Genomic DNA, 15,607 nt, shown 5'->3' on the forward strand with positions numbered 1-15,607 from the left:
GAAACTCCGGCGGATAGTTGTTTGGCACTGCAGACTCCTTCTTCCGGGGACCAGGGTTCCCCAGAGATCAGGTGTCTACCAAACTGGGCCAACTCCAGACTCAGCGGCAACACGAACTACCACCACGTCGTCTTTCGCCCCGGAATACCGCAGTTCGAAATCATTGAAGAACCGCTGACCTTCAGCATCGACGGCAAACTCGCCACCACCACCGGCAGCCCGCTCATCTTCCTGTGCACCGAAACCTCGGGCACGAGCGCCGGCGCATGCACCCTCAAGGACACACTCGAACTAACCCTGCCCACCGCAGCACCCCTCTTCTACCTGCACAGCTTCGTGGCCGGCGACCCGAACAAACCGACCACTCCCAAGACGAACTTCAACGCCGGCGATGACATCCATTTCACCTGGGAGAGCAACGGCACCTACTTCGAGCTGTACGACGGCGACGGCACGGTCCTCTGCGCCGGAGACAAAACCTTCTGCACCATCCGGAAAGACAAATACCAGATCCGCAAAGACACCACCTTCACCCTGAAGGCATCCGTCACCTCCGGAACCCGGCAACCAGCCACCGGCTTCCAGCCGGTCTACCAGTACGCCAGCCTCACCATCACCGTCAACAACCCGACCCTGAGCGATCTTGCGGTCGGCTCTCCGGGAACCGGGGACAAGCTCACCACCATTGGTTCGAGCGGGCTGACAGTCATCGGCGACCTGGGGGTCGACGGCAATCTGGCAGTCAAAGGCAAGGCCAGCCTTGCCTCCTTGTTCGAGGAGCCCATCAAGATCGACCCTGAAATCACCGGCGATGTGGCAGGCGGCTGGGGGGCGACAAAATATTTCGACGTCGAGCAGGACGGTCTCATATTCATCCAGACGTTAGGCGAAGACGGATGCCATGGACAGTTCGCTCTGATCGACCGGCGCGGCCAATACCGCACCGAAGATTATGTATTCCTGGAAGGGGTGTACAGTTCCTTTACAATTCCCCTCCGGAAGGGGGAACGGTGGCAAATCGTTGGCGTTGATTCATATCTCGGCGCCATCCACTGGATTCCCTTGAGCTGAAGCTGCGGAAGCCATGCCGAGCAGCATGACGGTGCTGATCACGTTCGATCGGCGCTTTGGAGGCGGGGTCACGCAACTGGTCAAGGTCCGCAGGCTCACGGACCAGGAAGGGCAGAAGCTGCAGCGGATTGTGCGGCACGATGAGCACGGTCCGCTACCGGCGGACGATGATCCTGCTGGCCTCAGCGGGTGGCAACACCGTGCCGGTTATCGCTCACCTGGCGCAGGCCGATGAGGTCACCGTGCGCGATGCGATCCACCGCGTCAACGAGATCGGGCTGGCCTGCGCCGGCGTAACGCCCACGCCCGTCACCCCGACGTGCCGGCCGCCCAACGCCGCGAACGTGTCCGCATCCGTGACGAGAAGGGTCTCCGCCGGGGCGGCCGGCCCCTCACACCGGCCGCCCGAAAATCCGCACCCGACCTGGTGATCGCTTCCGCTCACCGCACTAGGCGCGCGGGTGGTCGCCGCTCGCGCCGTCGATGAGTTCGCGCACGATGTCCATGTGGCCGACGTGCCGGGCGGTCTCTTCGATCATGTGGATGAGCACCCAGCGCAGCGTCATCTTCTCGCCGCGCTCGTTGGTGCCGAGGTCCTCGAGGCCGAACTTCTCGATGACCGCGTCCGAGGACGCGCGGGCGCGGGCGTAGAAGGCGAGGACGTCGGCCGTGCTCTCGCCGGGGTCGACGCGCAGGTCGGCGTCCTCGTCATCGTCGTCGAACGGGAGCTCCTCGTGCTCCTGCCCGAACGTGTCGGCGAACCACCAGTACTCGACGGCCGCCAGATGCTTGACCAGGCCCAGGAGGTTCGTCCCGGACGGGGTCATGGGGCGTCGCAGGGCCTCGTCGTCCAGGCCCTCGACCTTCCACAGCACCGCGTCGCGATGCCGGTCCATGCTGGCCTGGAGGCTTTCCTTCTCATCGCCGGTGAACGGGACTCTTTTCATGCCCAGAACGTAACAGTCGCCCCGCCACTCGCCCGCAGGAGCCTCACTGTCAGCCTCCCGCCATCTCCTTGGCGTGCTCCTTGTCGTACCCGCCCTCATCCACGAGGGTGCAGGGCCGCACGGAGCTGCCCGCCTTGGCCAGCCAGGTCCCCAGGCTCCAGCCGACCCCCGGATCGTTGCCGAGCCTGAACTCCAGCACCAGGGTCTCTCCATGCCTCATGAAGTTCGGGGAGATCCTGAACTTGTCCTTGGCGATGGGGCGGGTGACGTCCCTGGACCGCCAGTGCTCTGGCCGGTAGAACTCCTGACGTTGCTCCGCGGTCATGTGCCTGGGGTCAGGCGAGCCGTACATGTAGTCCGCGCCGACGAACCGGCCGGGCGCGCACTTCTTGTCCCGTGGGTTGTAGGTGACGTCGGCCTTGATGCCCTGGTCGTTCAGCGCGGCCTGCAAGCCTTCGGGATCCTGCAGCTCGTAGATCGTCACGATCAGCGTGCCGTCGGGGTTCTTCGCCACCGCGTAAGCGGGGTCGCCGTCCCCGATCACCAGCGGTACGGCGACAGCGGCCACCGCGACACCGGCCGCGACCAGCAGCCGTGGACCGGTGAAGATCGCCCGGCCTCCCCCGAGGATGCGCCGGCGCGCGGGTGGGCCGTCCATTCCGTCCAGCAGCCGCCGCCGCGCTCCGGCGAGGTCGTCTGGAGTGCCCGGGGGAACAGTCGCCCACATGGTCTTGAGCTCGTCCATCATTCTGCTCCTCGTTCCAGTGTCTGACGAACCCGGGTGCGGGCCCGGTTGAGTCGCGAGCGCACGGTCCCCAGAGGGATGGCAAGTGCGTCCGCGACCTCCTGGTAGCTCAGTTCGGCCCAGGCGACGAGCAGCAGCACATCGCGATCGGCTCGGTTGAGTTTCAGTAACGCCTGTGCCAGCGGCCGGTTGACGGCCAGGGTGCCGACCCCGTCCTCGACCGGTGCGCCGGACACCTCCGCCGGATGCACCCCACTGCGGATGTAGGCGCGGTAGAGGCTCATCTCGGTGCGCCGATGCTTGCCGATCAGGTTGGAGGCGATGCCGTACAGCCAGGGGCGAGCGTCGGCGCGGGCCTTGTCGAAATCGCCCCGGCGCTGGAAGGCGGTCAGAAAGGTGTCGGCCACGACGTCCTCGGCATCGCTGGGGCCCAGTCGCCGGACCACGTAACGATGGAGGTACGGCGCATGCCGGTCGAACAGAACGGCGAAGGTCTCCGGCTCGGTCAGCGACCTCTCGATGAGGGCCGCATCGTCAGCCTTGATGACGTCGCGTATGGGGTCATGCATGGCGACCCCTTCTTGGCGTATGCCGGTCACACGTACTCTTACCGCGCCGGACCGAAATGGTTCACGCCCGTCTTCGAGCCGAACCGATGAAGTGCCACGCCCGCAACGACGCTGCCGGCAACAACGCCTGCTCGTCCTCGGCTCCGAGGTCCGACCGGGTGCTTCTGCCTGACGGGCTCATAGCTGTGTCGTGTTGACTGGCGTTCGTGGGTAGCAGGCCCAAGGGGAGCGCGCAGAGTCGGCGGGCACGAGAGGTACGGAGGCACTCATGAAGGCGATCGTCGCGATGGATCGGGCCGCCGAAGCGGCCGGGATCACCCTCGCCGAGCGGCCTGAGCCGACGCCGGCGATCAACGACGTCGTCGTTGAGGTCCACGCGTCGGGTTTCGTGCCCGCGGAGTGGGAGTGGCCCTCGACGTGGGTCGATCGCTCCGGTCACGATCGCGCCCAGGCGATCATCGGCCACGAGTTCGCCGGAGTGGTCTCCTCGCTCGGCTACGGCACGACGGGGCTCTCCCTGGGACAGCGGGTGTTCGGGATCACGGACTGGCACCGCGACGGAACGCTGGCCGAGTACGCAGCCGTGGAGGCACGCAACCTCGCGCCGCTGCCGGGGAACGTCGACCTCACGGTGGGAGCGAGTCTGCCGATCTCGGGCCTGACCGCGTGGCAGGGCCTGTTGCAGCACGGCCGTCTGCAGGCGGGGCAGAGCGTCCTCGCACACGGCGCCGCCGGCGCGGTCGGATCCGTGGTGACGCAGCTCGCGCGGGAGTTCGGCGCCTACGTCATCGGCACCGGCCGGGCGGCGGACCGCCAGGCGGCGCTCGACTTCGGCGCGAACGAGTTCCTCGACCTCGACCACGAGGATCTCGACGACATCGGCGGGGTCGACCTGGTCTTCGATGTCATCGGCGGTGACATCCAAAGGCGCTCGGCGGGCATCATCCGTCCTGGCGGGACGCTGGTGTCGGTGGTCGGGCCCGTTGCGACTCGCCCCGCCGACGGCTTGGCGGTCGACTTCGTCGTCGAGTCCGTTCCGAGCCAACTGGTGGAGATCGTCGACCGGGTGCGAGACGGACGCCTTCGCACGCACATCGGAACCGTCACGACCCTCGACGACGCCATCCCCGCGCTCAACCCGGCCGGGCGGCGCAAGGGTAAGACCGTCATCCGGGTGCGCACCTGAGCCACCGCCTGCCCCTGGTACGGCTGAGCGCCGTGGACGCCGCCGGCGGGTTCCGGCGTCGTCCAGCGGGTCAATTGCGTGAAGGTGGTTCGGGCACGCAGGCGGGCCGGGGAGCTGAGGCGGAGCGTCTGCCTGGGCCGGGCCGGTCAGTTCACCAGCACGATCTTCCCGCGAGAGTGGCGGCGTTCGCTCAGCTCGTGCGCTGCGGCCGCCTCGGTGAGCGGGAACGCCGCTGCGACCGGCACGCGCAGCCGGCCCTGCCCGGCGAGCTCGACCGCGATACCGAGGCCGTGCACCGCCAGCGGGTCGGCGGCTCCTACGGCCGCCGCTGTGTCGCCGGCCGGCACGCCGTGCGACAGGTGCACGCCGAGGGCCGCTGCGGTGCGGTCGGGAGCGATCGTCACCACGCGCGCCGGGTTCCCGGTGATGGCGATCAGGTCGGGCAGCGCCCCTCCTGCGCAGTCGAACACCGCGTCCACCCCGCCCGGTGCCAGCGCGCGGACCCGTTCGACCAGGCCCGGCCCGTACGTCGTCGGCGCGCAGCCCAGCGTGCGCAAGAAGTCGTGGTGGTGCTCCCCGGCCGTGCCGATGACGGTGGCGTAGCCCCGACCGGGCTCTCGCCGCCGTCCAGGACGGCTCGGGCACGGTCAGGCTCGTGGACGTCAGGTCGCTGACCGCAGTCGACCGGACGCTGCCCGCTCCCGGCGGCCGGCTCATGCTCCTCGGCCCCGGCGGCGGGCTCGGCGCGTGGATCGGGCCGGGCTCCGGCGGGCGCACCATGCTGCGCCTCACCGAGGCGGCCACCGGGCGGCCGCTGTTCGAGGAGGGCATGCCCGAGCGATTGCCGCTGCTCGCCTGGCACGACTCCGGCTCCCTGGAGGGTCTGGTGTCCTTCTCGCACACGGGGGCCGCGAGCGTGCTCGCCGCGGACGGGACCGTGACCGTGATCGGCCCAGCGGCGTCCGAACGCCGGCGGTTGTCTGTGGGCCCGCACGGCGAGGGCCTGGCCGCCGCACTCAGTCCTGACGGCCGGCGGCTGCTGGTACTGAGAATCGTGGACCAGCGGCAGGACATCGAGCTGTGGGACCTGGCCACGTCGTCGAGGCGGTGGTCGGTGCGTGAACCGGCCAGGCCGTCACCTGGGCCGCGCGCCCCGACGGCTCCGCCGTGGCGATCCTGCGGGACGACGGCGCCGTCGTCCTGCGCGAGCTGTCCTCGGGACGGGAGATCGGCTCGCTGCCCAAGCGCCAGTATCTGGAGGGAGCCGGACGGCTGGCCTTCTCCTCCGACGGGACGTTCCTCGCCGTGCGCGGCCTCAACTCCACCACGGTCTGGGACGTGCGGGACATGGTCCCGGTGGGCGAGCCCGTCCCGACCGCCGGCCTGGTGAAGAGCGACGGCGCTGTCGCGCTCAGCCGGGACGGCCGGCTCCTCGCGGTCCAGGAGACCGGCGGCGACGCCCAGCTCTGGGAGCTTCCCGCGATGCGCCGGCTGGGTGATGCCGTCCCCATGGGACCCGCCCCGCTCAAACGGCTGTACTTCGACGAGAGCGGGGTCGAGCGGCTCGTCCTCGTCTCGGCCGGCGGCACGGTCAGGGAGATCGATCTCGCCCCGACGCCCTGGCGCGGAGGGTCTGCGCCCGGGTCGCCAACTGGCTGACACCCGCCGCCTGGGCCTCCCTCACCTCGGACCGCGCGTACCACGGGAAGGACGCCTGCGCCGGTTGACGCGAAACTCAGCATGAGGCGCAAATCGCAGCCACATTAAACGGCCATAAACCGTAACATCAAAAAATGCTGAATGCAATAGTGGTGAGCAAGCCGTAAAACAGGCCACCTATAAGAGATTGTGGAAAGCCACTTTCCGTGGCGCGTTTGTCACATTTCTTTACTGGCAAATTTTCGATCTTCGTGGGTACACTCTCCATGCTCTGGCCCCAATGATGTAACAGGAGCCCGATGGCCACCCCTCATCGCCGCGGTTTTGGCGTGCCCGGAAACCGTACTCGGAAAACCAGCCGGATTATTGGCACCGTCATCACCGCGACCGCAGTGCTCGTCACTCTCACACCTCCCGGCGCCGCGCAGGCAGCGCCCCCCTTACCTGCCTCATCTGCAAACCAGGCACAGGCCACGACGCCGGTGACAGAACGGCCGGACCGCGTGTCCGCCGCATTGTCCGCGCGGCTGCAGAACAGCCGGGTAATGGTCGCGGAAGAGACCACCGAATCCACGCTCACCTACGCCAACCCTGACGGCACCATCACCTTGGAGGCGTCCAGCGGTCCCGCGAGAATAAAGCAGGATGACGCGTGGACGCCCGTCGACACCACCCTTGTCGCCGCCGAAGGGCTGGTGCGGCCGAAGGCCACGCTGGGCCGGGTAGAGATTTCCGGTGGCGGCTCCGGCAGACCGCTGGTGAAACTGGCGCCGGAGGAAGACAAGGAATTCGCCGTCTCCTGGCCGAAGGCGCTGCCGGTTCCCACTCTGGCCGGGAACAAGGCCACGTTCACCGACGCCGCCGGGCCGGGGGCCGACCTGGTCGTGACCGCGCTGTCCACCGGCGTCCGGCAGGAGGTGGTACTGCGGCAACGTCCTGCCGAGTCCGTCGAGTTCGTCTTTCCGCTGCACGGCGAAGGGCTGACGCTTTCCGAAACCAGGCAGGGCGGATTACGGCTGGCAGACGACAAGGGAAAGGTGTTCGCGGCCGCGCCGAGACCGGTCATGTCCGGGAACCAGGCGGTCCCGCCCGGCCAGGCGCGATCGCCTGAAACGCAGTCTCCCCCGACCGGCGCCGTCGATACGAAGGTGACGACGACCAGCGACGGACGTCAGGTTCTGGTACTCAAGCCTGATCCGGACTTTCTCCTCGACCCCGCCACGACCTACCCGGTGACGGTCGACTCCGCCGTCACCCTGCCTCTGGGACAGGGACGCGCGATCAATTCGCCCTGCCCCGACGGCGACCAGTGGCTCGCCTACAAGATCGAGGTCAGCCTGACCGACTGGACCTGTTCCGACTGGTCGGCCAAGGTCTTCTACCGTTCGCTGCTGTCCTTCGACGCTGCGGCCCTCGCCGGACAGGCCGTGACGAACGCACGGCTGGAACTCGTCGGCGATCTGTGGGGTTGCCCCACTGACCAGCGACTCCAGATTCAGCGCATCACCGGAGCCTGGAACACGGAGAACGTCTTCTGGAGTTCCCAGCCGGCCGTGACCACCGCCGGCCAGGTGACGTCCACACCGCCGAGCATCTGCACCCCCAACTCCTCCCCCGCCGCCGACGTGCCCTGGAGCATCGCCGTCACCGAGATCGCCCAGGCGTGGGCGACCGGAGCCGCCGGTCATGGGTTGATGCTGCGCGCCACCACGGAGGACAAGAGCCGGCCGACCTTCGCCTGGGACTTCCGCGACGGCGGAGCTGACGCGCCCAAGCTGGTCGTGACGTTCGGGGCGACCCCGTGGGTGGAGCACCTGCGCACCGTCCCCGTGGCCAGCCCCACCCGGCCGCTGAACCCCCCGGTCGGCCAGGATCCGCAGATCAGCGGCAGGCTGTTCACCACGACGACGACCCCGACCCTGCACGCCGGAGTGCGCGGAACCGCCGCGACCCTGCGAGCGGACTTCGAGGTCGAGCACGACCCTTCCGCCGGCGGCCAGGGCAGCGGTCTGATCTGGTCGGGTTCGGCCGATGATGTCCGAGCGGGTGAGGTCGCCAAGGTCACGATTCCGCAGGGCGTGCTCAGCGACGGGTGGAGATTGCGCTGGCGCAGCCGCGCGGTCGACGGGACTCTGGCGTCCGCCTGGTCACAATGGCAGAGCGTGAACATCGACGCCACGCCGCCCGCCGCGCCGGAGGTGTGGTGTTCCTTCCCCTACGCCGAGAACTCGTGGGGCCCCCGGATGGAGTCGGAGACCGAGTGCGGTTTCGGATCGACGTCGAAGGACGTCACGGAGTACATCTGGGGCGTCGACCTGCCGTTCCCGATCGAACTGGAGGAAGCCGGGCTGTGGGAGGACTCGCTCGGTGAGTCCCGCACGATCGAGCAGTACCTCTCCGACGGCTGGCACACCATCTATGTGAAGACTCGCGACAAGGCCCACAACACCTCACCGACCGTCTCCTACAGTTTCGGCGTCGGCCCGGGTGGCCTGGTCACCGCTCAGAAGCAGACGCGGACGCACCGCCTGGTGACGCTCGACGCCGCGGCGCCGCCGAGCCGTACGGCCGTCACCTACGAGTACGCCACGAGTTCCTACCCCTGGGCGACCTGGCAGCAGGTACCGGCCGGGGACGTGTTCGTGCCCGGCACCGGCACCCCGATCGCGGGATGGCCGCTCGTCCGTACGAACACCGCGGCCGATTTCCCGGGTCATTCCTGGGACCTGGCCAAGACGCTGAAGGACATCGGTGGCCTGGACGGCGCCGTCCAGCTTCGCGCCTGCTTCAGCGGCGGATCGTCCGAGACCGAGTGCTCCCGGCCGGTGGAGATGGAGCTCAGCCGGTCCGCGCTCGGCGGCACTCACGCGACCCAGGACCTCGGTCCGGGCACGGTCGCTCTCCTGAACGGCGACTTCTCGATGAAGGTCACCGACGCCGGTGCGTTCGGCGTCGAGTTGGCACGTACCCACCGTTCCCTGGACCCGTCCTTCGAGCCGACGGTTCCGGCCGAGGCCAAGGTGTTCGGCCCGGGCTGGCAGGCCAGCTTCCCGGCGACCCCCTCCTGGGTGGCCGAGTTCACGCCGTCCGACCACGGCAACGCGGGATGGATCCAGTTGCTCGGCCCGGACGGCTCCACCTACACCTACACCAAGGACGACGACGACTTCGTCGGCATCGCGGAAGCCTCCGACGGCAGCCGTATCGCCACCTCGGGAGAGCAACTCGTCGTCACGGACCCCAACGGTGCGAAGACCACCTACATCAAGGTGGCGGGGAGCTGGGTCGTGGCCCGGACGGAGAAGCCGGCGACCGATTCCGCCATCACCTACCAGCGGGACACGCAGGGGAGAATCACGCGCATCCTGTCCCCCGTCTCCGACGGCGTCTCGTGCGGTGCCACGCTGACGCCCGGTTGCCGGGCGCTGACGTTCTCCTACGCCACCAGCACGACAGCGACCGGCGTGGGTTCCGGCTGGGGCGACGTCAAGGATCAGATCGCGTCCGCGTCACTCGTCGCGTTCGATCCCGAGTCGAATGCGATGAGGACGACCGTGCTGGCGTCCTACGAGTACGACTCGACGGGGCATCTGCGCCGGGTCACCGACCCCCGCACGGGCCTGGCCGGCGTCTACTACTACACGGGCGAGGGGAGAGTTTCCCAGCTCACCCCACCTGGACAGGCACCGTGGCAGCTCGCCTACGACACTCGGGGACGCCTCGCACACGTCCAGCGCGAGGAGGGGACCGCGGCCCTCACGACCGCCGTCGCGTACGACGTGCCGATCGCCGGCACCGGCGCTCCCCTCGATCTCACCGCCACGCAGACCACCAAGTGGGGCCAGGCGGCGAACCTGCCGGTCACGGGAGCCGCCGTCTTCCCGGCCTCCCATGTGCCGGTCCGCGGCAGCGACGGCACCTACAGTCCGTCCGTGAACGACTGGGCGCACGGCTCGCTGACCTACATGGACGTCAACGGCCGTCCTGTCAATGCCGCCGACTTCGGCGCGGGAGCCTGGCAGATCTCCGCCACGCAGTACAACGACCTGGGCAACGTCGTCTGGAGCCTGTCGCCGTCCAACCGCGCCCAGGCGCTGGCACCCGGCGACGCCACCGACCCGTACGTGGCCGCGACCGCCGGCTCGGCCGAACGTGCATACCTGCTGGCCGACCTCAGCACCTTCTCCCAGTTCGCCGACCTCCTGGAGGAGGTAGGTCCGACCCATACCGTGCAACTCGCCTCGGGAGAACTGGTGTCGGCCCGGCGGCACACCACCTACACCTACGACGAGGGCAAGCCGACCAGCGACGTCGACTACTCCCTCGTGACCACGAGCGAGGTCAGGCCCTCCGTCGTGGACGGCACCGTCGCGCCCGGCGCGAGCGACGTCCAGACGACCAGGACCGGGTACGACCCGATCAGGTCCGGTGACACGTCCGGCTGGACTCTGCGCGCGCCGACCAGCGTCACCACGGTCATGCCAGGACAGGCCGACATCGTCCGCCGCACCCGATACGACTCCTCCGGGCGCACGATCGAGTCACGGATGCCCGCATCCAACGGCACCGACGCCGGCGCCATCCTGACCAGCTACTACACAGCGGGGCCGCATCCCAGCGTGCCCGCCTGCGGGAACAGGCCGCAGTGGGCCGGCATGCAGTGCCACAACGCTCCGGCGGCGCAGCCCGCGGGCACTCCGATCCCGGCGGCGACCATGTCCCACGGCTACTACGGCCAGCTCACCACCAAGACCGAGACCTCGGGCAGCACGACGAGGACCACGACGTCCAGTTATGACGCGGCCGGCCGTCTGTCCTCGCTGCGGGTCGAGGTCAGCCCGCCCGCCGCGGGCGGTGTCGCCGTACCGGACATCACCTACGGCTACGACGCCGCAACCGGCTCGCCCACCACCGTGAGCGCCGGCGGGAAGAGCATCACGACCACCCATGACGCTCTGGGCCGGGTGTCCTCCCAGACCGACGCCGGCGGGGGCACGTCCACCTTCACCTACGACGCCTTCGGCCGCACGGCCACCGTCGACGACGGCAAGGGCACGGTCAGCATGACCTACGACGGCGTCGACGCCGCCGGCAGAGCAGAACGGCGCGGCAAGCCGACACAGGTCGCCATCACCGGGGTCGCCACCTTCGGCTACGCCTACGACGCGGACGGCCGCCTCACCACGGAGTCCCTGCCCGGCGGACTCACGGTGACCTCCAGCTTCGACAACGCGGGAGCGCAGACCGGGCTCGAGTACGGCAAGAACGACCAGGTCTGGCTGAACTTCACCGAGCAGTCCGACGTCATGTCGCGCGTCGTGCGCTCGCAGAGCCCCGCCGACCGACAACAGTACGCCTACGACGCCGCCGGACGGCTCACCGAGGTCCAGGACACCTACGACGGCACCTGCGCCACCAGGCAGTACGGGTTCGACCGGAACTCGAACCGCACGAGCTTCAAGAGCTACCCGGGAGCGCAGGCAGGCGCCTGCTCGACGAGCGCCACCCCCACGACGACCACGTACACGTATGACGCCGCCGACCGCATCACCGGCGACGGCTACACCTACGACGACTTCGGCCGTGTGACAACCGCCCCGGGCACGCACATGTCCGGCGGCACTGCGCTCACCAGCGCATACCACGCCAACGACGTGATCGCCTCGCTCACACAGGCGGGCCGGACGCAGACCTTCGCCCTGGACCCCCTGGGCCGCGTCGTCGCGGAGACCGACAGCGCCGGCACGGCCACCCATCACTACTCCTCCAGCGCCGACACCCCCTCCTGGACGGCCGAGGCGGACGGCTCCTGGACCCGCTACCTCAACGGGCCCAACGGGCTGCTCGCCACCCAAGCCAGCAACGGCCACCTGCAACTCCAGTTGGCGAACCTGCACGGCGACATCGTCGCCACCGCCGATCCCGGCTCGACCGGCATCACCTCCTACACCGAGTACACCGAATTCGGCTCCCCCCGCGAAACGCCCGCCGGCGCGAACCGGTACGGCTGGCTGGGCACCAAGCAACGCTCCGCCGACACGGTGGGCGACGTCATTCTCATGGGCGTCCGGGTGTACAACCCCGTGACGGGCCGGATGTTGCAGTCCGACCCCGTACAGGGCGGATGCGCCAACAGGCAGGACTATGCCCTGCAGGATCCCGTCAACGGACGCGACCTCGATGGCCGGGAATGTTACGGGGCGACCTACCAGGTCTTCGACGACGCCAGATTCCAGAGTTGCGCCACCGTCGCGTCCGGCGTGTACAGCGGCATGGTCGCCGCCTGCGCCGTCGCCTGCACGGCCACGCTCGGGGTCGGCTGCGCTCCTTGCTTCGGCGCGGCGACCATCTGGTACGCGGGAGCCATTTCATGGTGCCGCGCCAACGCCTACAAGACATGCTGCAAGGAGAAGAAATACAAGAAGGTCTACGACAAGGTGAAAGTCTGCGTGAAGAAGAACAAGAAGGGCCAGTGCGTCGCCACGCGTAGCAGGGACAAGGACACCTACCGGCTCGTAGCCTACGCGGGCCCCGAGGTCTGCTGGTGGTAGTGCGTTAGCTTTCCCTCGCGAGGTCCGTCGCCATTCATGAGGCGGACCTCGCTTCGCGCCTCTGCCGGAGGTCCTTCCGGACGCCCAGGACCATCGCGACGGCGACAAAGGCCAGGGAGATGGCCGGTCCGACGGGGAACGGCCAGGAAAGGAGGCAGCCGAGGTACAGGGTGATCGTGCCCAGGAGTATCCAGGTGAGGCCGCCGAACATCTCGCCCGTACCGCGAAGTTTCCCGTCCCGTAGCCGGCGGACACCCAGAGAACCGGCCGCCAGGAAACCGGCGATCGCGCCCACCGAGAAAAGGTTGTTCTCCAGCACGCAGGAGGTCGTCAGCGAGATGAATGCGAGAACCAGCCAGAATCTGATGACCTTCACCATGCACCAACCCGACCTTCCGTACCTTCTTCGGTCCGTTTTCCGGTCAATCGATGATCGTCTACCGATTCGTGGCGGTCAAGGTCAGCTCCTTTATTCAGATCCGCGCGAGCTGGTGATCGCACGGCGGAGGCGGACAGGAGGGTCGCGGCGGCGAGGCTGCCCCAGAGGGCGGCCGGGCCGTGGGGGGCGAGAGCGGTGATGACCGCCGGGGAGACGGCGAGGCCGAAGCCCGTGGAGAGCTGGAAGCGGGCGAGGGCTCGTCCCAGGACGTGCCCCGGGGCGAGGGCGGTGACGAGCGCCGTGGCGCTGCCCGCGTACATGATCTCGCCGAGGGTGCAGACCACGGACACCGCGGCGACGGCCGGCGCACCCCAGCCGTGTCCCAGGAAGGTGGCCGCGAGGAAGCCGAGGTAGGACGCGGTGAGCACCACACCGGCGAGGGCCAGCACGGACCGGCGAGGGAAGCGGGACATCAGGACGGTGACCGGAACCTGCAGGGTGACCACCAGCACGGTGTTGGCCACGAAGATGCCCCCCAACCACACCGGGGCGGCGTGCAGCCGCGTCACCAGCACAAGAGGGAGCGCGATCTCGGGGACGTTGAGGCAGAAGACGTAGATCATGTTGGCGGCCAGCAGCGCGCGCATCCGGGGTGCGGGCTCGTCGTCCCCGCCCTTGGCCGTGGCAGCGGCCGGATGAGCGTGCACGCGGACCGACCACGCCAGGGCCGCCGCGGCGAGGTAGGCGAGCCCGGTGACGGCTGCCAGCGCCTGCAACGCGGCGGTGCCGGCCGCCAGGCATGCGGTGGCGAGGAGCGCGCCGGCGCCCAGGCCGGCGTTGCGCAGGGCGCGGCCCCCCGCGAGGGCGGCGTCGCGTTCCCGGCCGTCGGCGACCGTGGACACGAGGGCCGCGTGGGCGGCCGGCCATGCCTGGTTGCCGATGCCGAGGAAGAGCGCCGCCGCCGTGAACAGCCAGACGTGCCCCGCCGGGGCGGCCAGCAGCAGCGCCACGCCCAGCACCCGTACCAGCATCGACGCTGCCACGACCGTGCTGCGCGCGCCCCGGTCCAGCCATCGGCCGACCGCGGGCAGGCACACCAGGCCCACGACGGCGCCGACCGTCATGGCGATGCCGGTGGCCGGTGCGGACAGCCGCAGCACGGACATCCCGTAGAGCAGCAGGAAGGGCCGCAGCAGGCCGGTGCCGAGCGCGTCCACGGCCAGGGCGACGGCATAGCGGGGGCCTCCGGAGGCATGGACGAGGGCGCGCGGCCGGATCTTGGTGGTGGTTGCCATGGCGTCAACGGTGCGTTCGGCCGCCGAGCCGACCATGCCGGTTGACGGATACCGTCAACCGACGCGGTCGTCGGCCAGCGGACCAGCGATGATGTCGGGATGACGGTGAGGATCGACATCGGCGGCCGGTCGTCCGGGCGGCTGCGGTTCGCCGCCTCCCCGCTGGCCGAGCTGACCGCGATGCTGCACGTGCTGGCCGAACCCGCGCATCACCCGCAGTTCGCCGGCTGGGCCGGTGACGTCTGGGCCGGGCTCCGGCCTGAGCTGGCCGAGCGGCTCAGGGAGGCGGAGTTCCTCTGGCGTTCCTCACGAGCCGACTTCCTGGTCCCCGCCCGTCCCCGGCCGACCCTCGCCGAGGAGTTGGACGACGTGGACCGGATCGACGACGAAGGCTATGTGACCGCCGCGCTCATCACCACGTGCGGCAGCAACCGGGTTCACTTCGCCGGGCCGTCGCCGCTGGCCGACGCGACGGCGCGCGAGCGGGCCCTGGACCTGGCCCAGGCCCGCGGCGCGCTCCAGGAGGCATTCGCGGAACGGCTGCTCGCGGACCCGGCCGCGGTGCGGGCGCGGGTGCGTCACACCCTCGAACAGTGTGCCGTGGCATTCTTCGACGCCGCCTGGACGGGCGTCGCCGTGCGACTCGCCACCGACCTGCGGCTGAAGAACGACCTGCTGAAGCGCCAGGGCATCGAGGCGGCGCTCGCATCGGTCTCCGGCGCCGTGACCCTGGCGCCGGACGGCAACCACATCATCGTGGACAAGTTGCAGGACAGTGCGACCGCCGCCCACGACACCGGCGTCACCTTCCTCCCCAGCGTCTTCGGCCGCCCGCACCTGGTGGTGATCCACGCGCCCGGGTGGCAGCCGGTGGTGCAGTACCCGGTGGCCGAGGCGAGTCCGCCGGAGCCGGTGTCGCTGGAAACGGTCACGTCACGGCTGGAGGCACTCGCGCATCCGGTACGGCTGCGGCTGCTGCGCACCCTGGCCCGCGGCCCGCACACCACCGGTGAGCTGGCCCACGCCTGGGAACTCTCACCCCCGGAGGTTTCCCGGCACCTCGCTGTCCTGCGCCGAGCGGGCCTGCTCACGGCTCAGCGGCGTGGTCGTTACGTCCGTTACACCGTCAATCTGCCTGAGCTGACGGCGCTGGGGGCGGACCTGCTGGCGGCCGTACTGCGCTGAGCGCTCCGGTCGCCGCCACA

10 protein-coding genes and 2 pseudogenes are annotated in these 15,607 nt (G+C 69.2%); 6 read left to right on the forward strand and 6 right to left on the reverse strand.

The window, feature by feature from the left end:
* Both FAF44_RS05840 and FAF44_RS55685 read left to right on the forward strand, forming a co-directional pair.
* Nucleotides 1–1,071 (forward strand): hypothetical protein (locus FAF44_RS05840; protein WP_237101968.1); only part of this gene is annotated, 1,071 nt, incomplete at its 5' end.
* A 25-nt stretch (nucleotides 1,072–1,096) separates the two neighbouring features.
* Nucleotides 1,097–1,355 (forward strand): annotated as a pseudogene (locus tag FAF44_RS55685) (hypothetical protein); the annotation flags it as partial.
* A 165-nt stretch (nucleotides 1,356–1,520) separates the two neighbouring features.
* Here FAF44_RS55685 and FAF44_RS05850 read toward each other — a convergent pair.
* From FAF44_RS05850 to FAF44_RS05860, 3 genes are read right to left on the reverse strand one after another with little or no spacing between them, the layout of a single operon-like run.
* A complete protein-coding gene (locus tag FAF44_RS05850; RefSeq protein ID WP_237101970.1) occupies nucleotides 1,521–2,018 on the reverse strand; it encodes a DinB family protein in 498 nt (165 codons plus the stop codon).
* A 49-nt stretch (nucleotides 2,019–2,067) separates the two neighbouring features.
* Nucleotides 2,068–2,766: a hypothetical protein gene (locus tag FAF44_RS05855; protein ID WP_237101971.1), complete on the reverse strand. Its 699-nt coding sequence runs from the start codon at nucleotides 2,764–2,766 to the stop codon at nucleotides 2,068–2,070.
* Nucleotides 2,763–3,332 (reverse strand): RNA polymerase sigma factor, encoded by a 570-nt coding sequence (locus FAF44_RS05860; RefSeq protein WP_237101973.1) that lies wholly within the window; start codon nucleotides 3,330–3,332, stop codon nucleotides 2,763–2,765. Before FAF44_RS05860 ends, FAF44_RS05855 begins: the two co-directional genes overlap by 4 nt.
* A 268-nt stretch (nucleotides 3,333–3,600) precedes the next feature.
* Between FAF44_RS05860 and FAF44_RS05865 the strand changes: the two genes are divergently transcribed.
* Nucleotides 3,601–4,518, forward strand: coding sequence for an NADP-dependent oxidoreductase (locus FAF44_RS05865; RefSeq protein ID WP_237101974.1), 918 nt, complete (start codon nucleotides 3,601–3,603; stop codon nucleotides 4,516–4,518).
* Between the two features lie 146 nt (nucleotides 4,519–4,664).
* Here FAF44_RS05865 and FAF44_RS05870 read toward each other — a convergent pair.
* Nucleotides 4,665–5,126, reverse strand: a pseudogene (locus FAF44_RS05870) (zinc-binding dehydrogenase); the annotation flags it as partial.
* A gap of 559 nt (nucleotides 5,127–5,685) precedes the next feature.
* On the opposite strand from FAF44_RS05870, the gene FAF44_RS05875 reads away from it, so the two are divergent.
* On the forward strand, nucleotides 5,686–6,177 hold the full coding sequence (locus FAF44_RS05875) for a WD40 repeat domain-containing protein (protein WP_237101978.1): 492 nt from the start codon (nucleotides 5,686–5,688) through the stop codon (nucleotides 6,175–6,177).
* Between the two features lie 545 nt (nucleotides 6,178–6,722).
* On the forward strand, nucleotides 6,723–12,728 hold the full coding sequence (locus FAF44_RS05880; protein WP_237101980.1) for a DNRLRE domain-containing protein: 6,006 nt from the start codon (nucleotides 6,723–6,725) through the stop codon (nucleotides 12,726–12,728).
* A 34-nt stretch (nucleotides 12,729–12,762) separates the two neighbouring features.
* On the opposite strand, the gene FAF44_RS05885 is transcribed toward FAF44_RS05880, so the two are convergent.
* On the reverse strand, nucleotides 12,763–13,107 hold the full coding sequence (locus tag FAF44_RS05885) for a hypothetical protein (RefSeq protein ID WP_237101981.1): 345 nt from the start codon (nucleotides 13,105–13,107) through the stop codon (nucleotides 12,763–12,765).
* The gene (locus FAF44_RS05890) at nucleotides 13,101–14,402 is read right to left on the reverse strand and encodes an MFS transporter (protein ID WP_237101983.1); all 1,302 of its coding nucleotides are present in this window, start codon (nucleotides 14,400–14,402) and stop codon (nucleotides 13,101–13,103) included. Before FAF44_RS05890 ends, FAF44_RS05885 begins: the two co-directional genes overlap by 7 nt.
* Before the next feature lie 99 nt (nucleotides 14,403–14,501).
* Here FAF44_RS05890 and FAF44_RS05895 point away from each other — a divergent pair, with 99 nt between their 5' ends.
* The gene (locus FAF44_RS05895; protein ID WP_237101985.1) at nucleotides 14,502–15,587 is read left to right on the forward strand and encodes a DUF5937 family protein; all 1,086 of its coding nucleotides are present in this window, start codon (nucleotides 14,502–14,504) and stop codon (nucleotides 15,585–15,587) included.
* Nucleotides 15,588–15,607: the final 20 nt, after the last annotated feature.

This window comes from Nonomuraea sp. MG754425 (assembly GCF_021699195.1).
Taxonomy (GTDB): domain Bacteria; phylum Actinomycetota; class Actinomycetes; order Streptosporangiales; family Streptosporangiaceae; genus Nonomuraea.

What these genes read in the sequence shown, in the direction of transcription:
- FAF44_RS05895 (WP_237101985.1), top strand. Translation starts at nt 14,502, where the DNA reads ATGACGGTGAGGATCGACATCGGCGGCCGGTCGTCCGGGCGGCTGCGG.
- FAF44_RS05885 (WP_237101981.1), bottom strand. Translation starts at nt 13,107, where the DNA reads ATGGTGAAGGTCATCAGATTCTGGCTGGTTCTCGCATTCATCTCGCTG.
- FAF44_RS05890 (WP_237101983.1), bottom strand. Translation starts at nt 14,402, where the DNA reads ATGGCAACCACCACCAAGATCCGGCCGCGCGCCCTCGTCCATGCCTCC.
- FAF44_RS05860 (WP_237101973.1), bottom strand. Translation starts at nt 3,332, where the DNA reads ATGCATGACCCCATACGCGACGTCATCAAGGCTGACGATGCGGCCCTC.
- FAF44_RS05865 (WP_237101974.1), top strand. Translation starts at nt 3,601, where the DNA reads ATGAAGGCGATCGTCGCGATGGATCGGGCCGCCGAAGCGGCCGGGATC.
- FAF44_RS05880 (WP_237101980.1), top strand. Translation starts at nt 6,723, where the DNA reads ATGGTCGCGGAAGAGACCACCGAATCCACGCTCACCTACGCCAACCCT.
- FAF44_RS05855 (WP_237101971.1), bottom strand. Translation starts at nt 2,766, where the DNA reads ATGATGGACGAGCTCAAGACCATGTGGGCGACTGTTCCCCCGGGCACT.
- FAF44_RS05850 (WP_237101970.1), bottom strand. Translation starts at nt 2,018, where the DNA reads ATGAAAAGAGTCCCGTTCACCGGCGATGAGAAGGAAAGCCTCCAGGCC.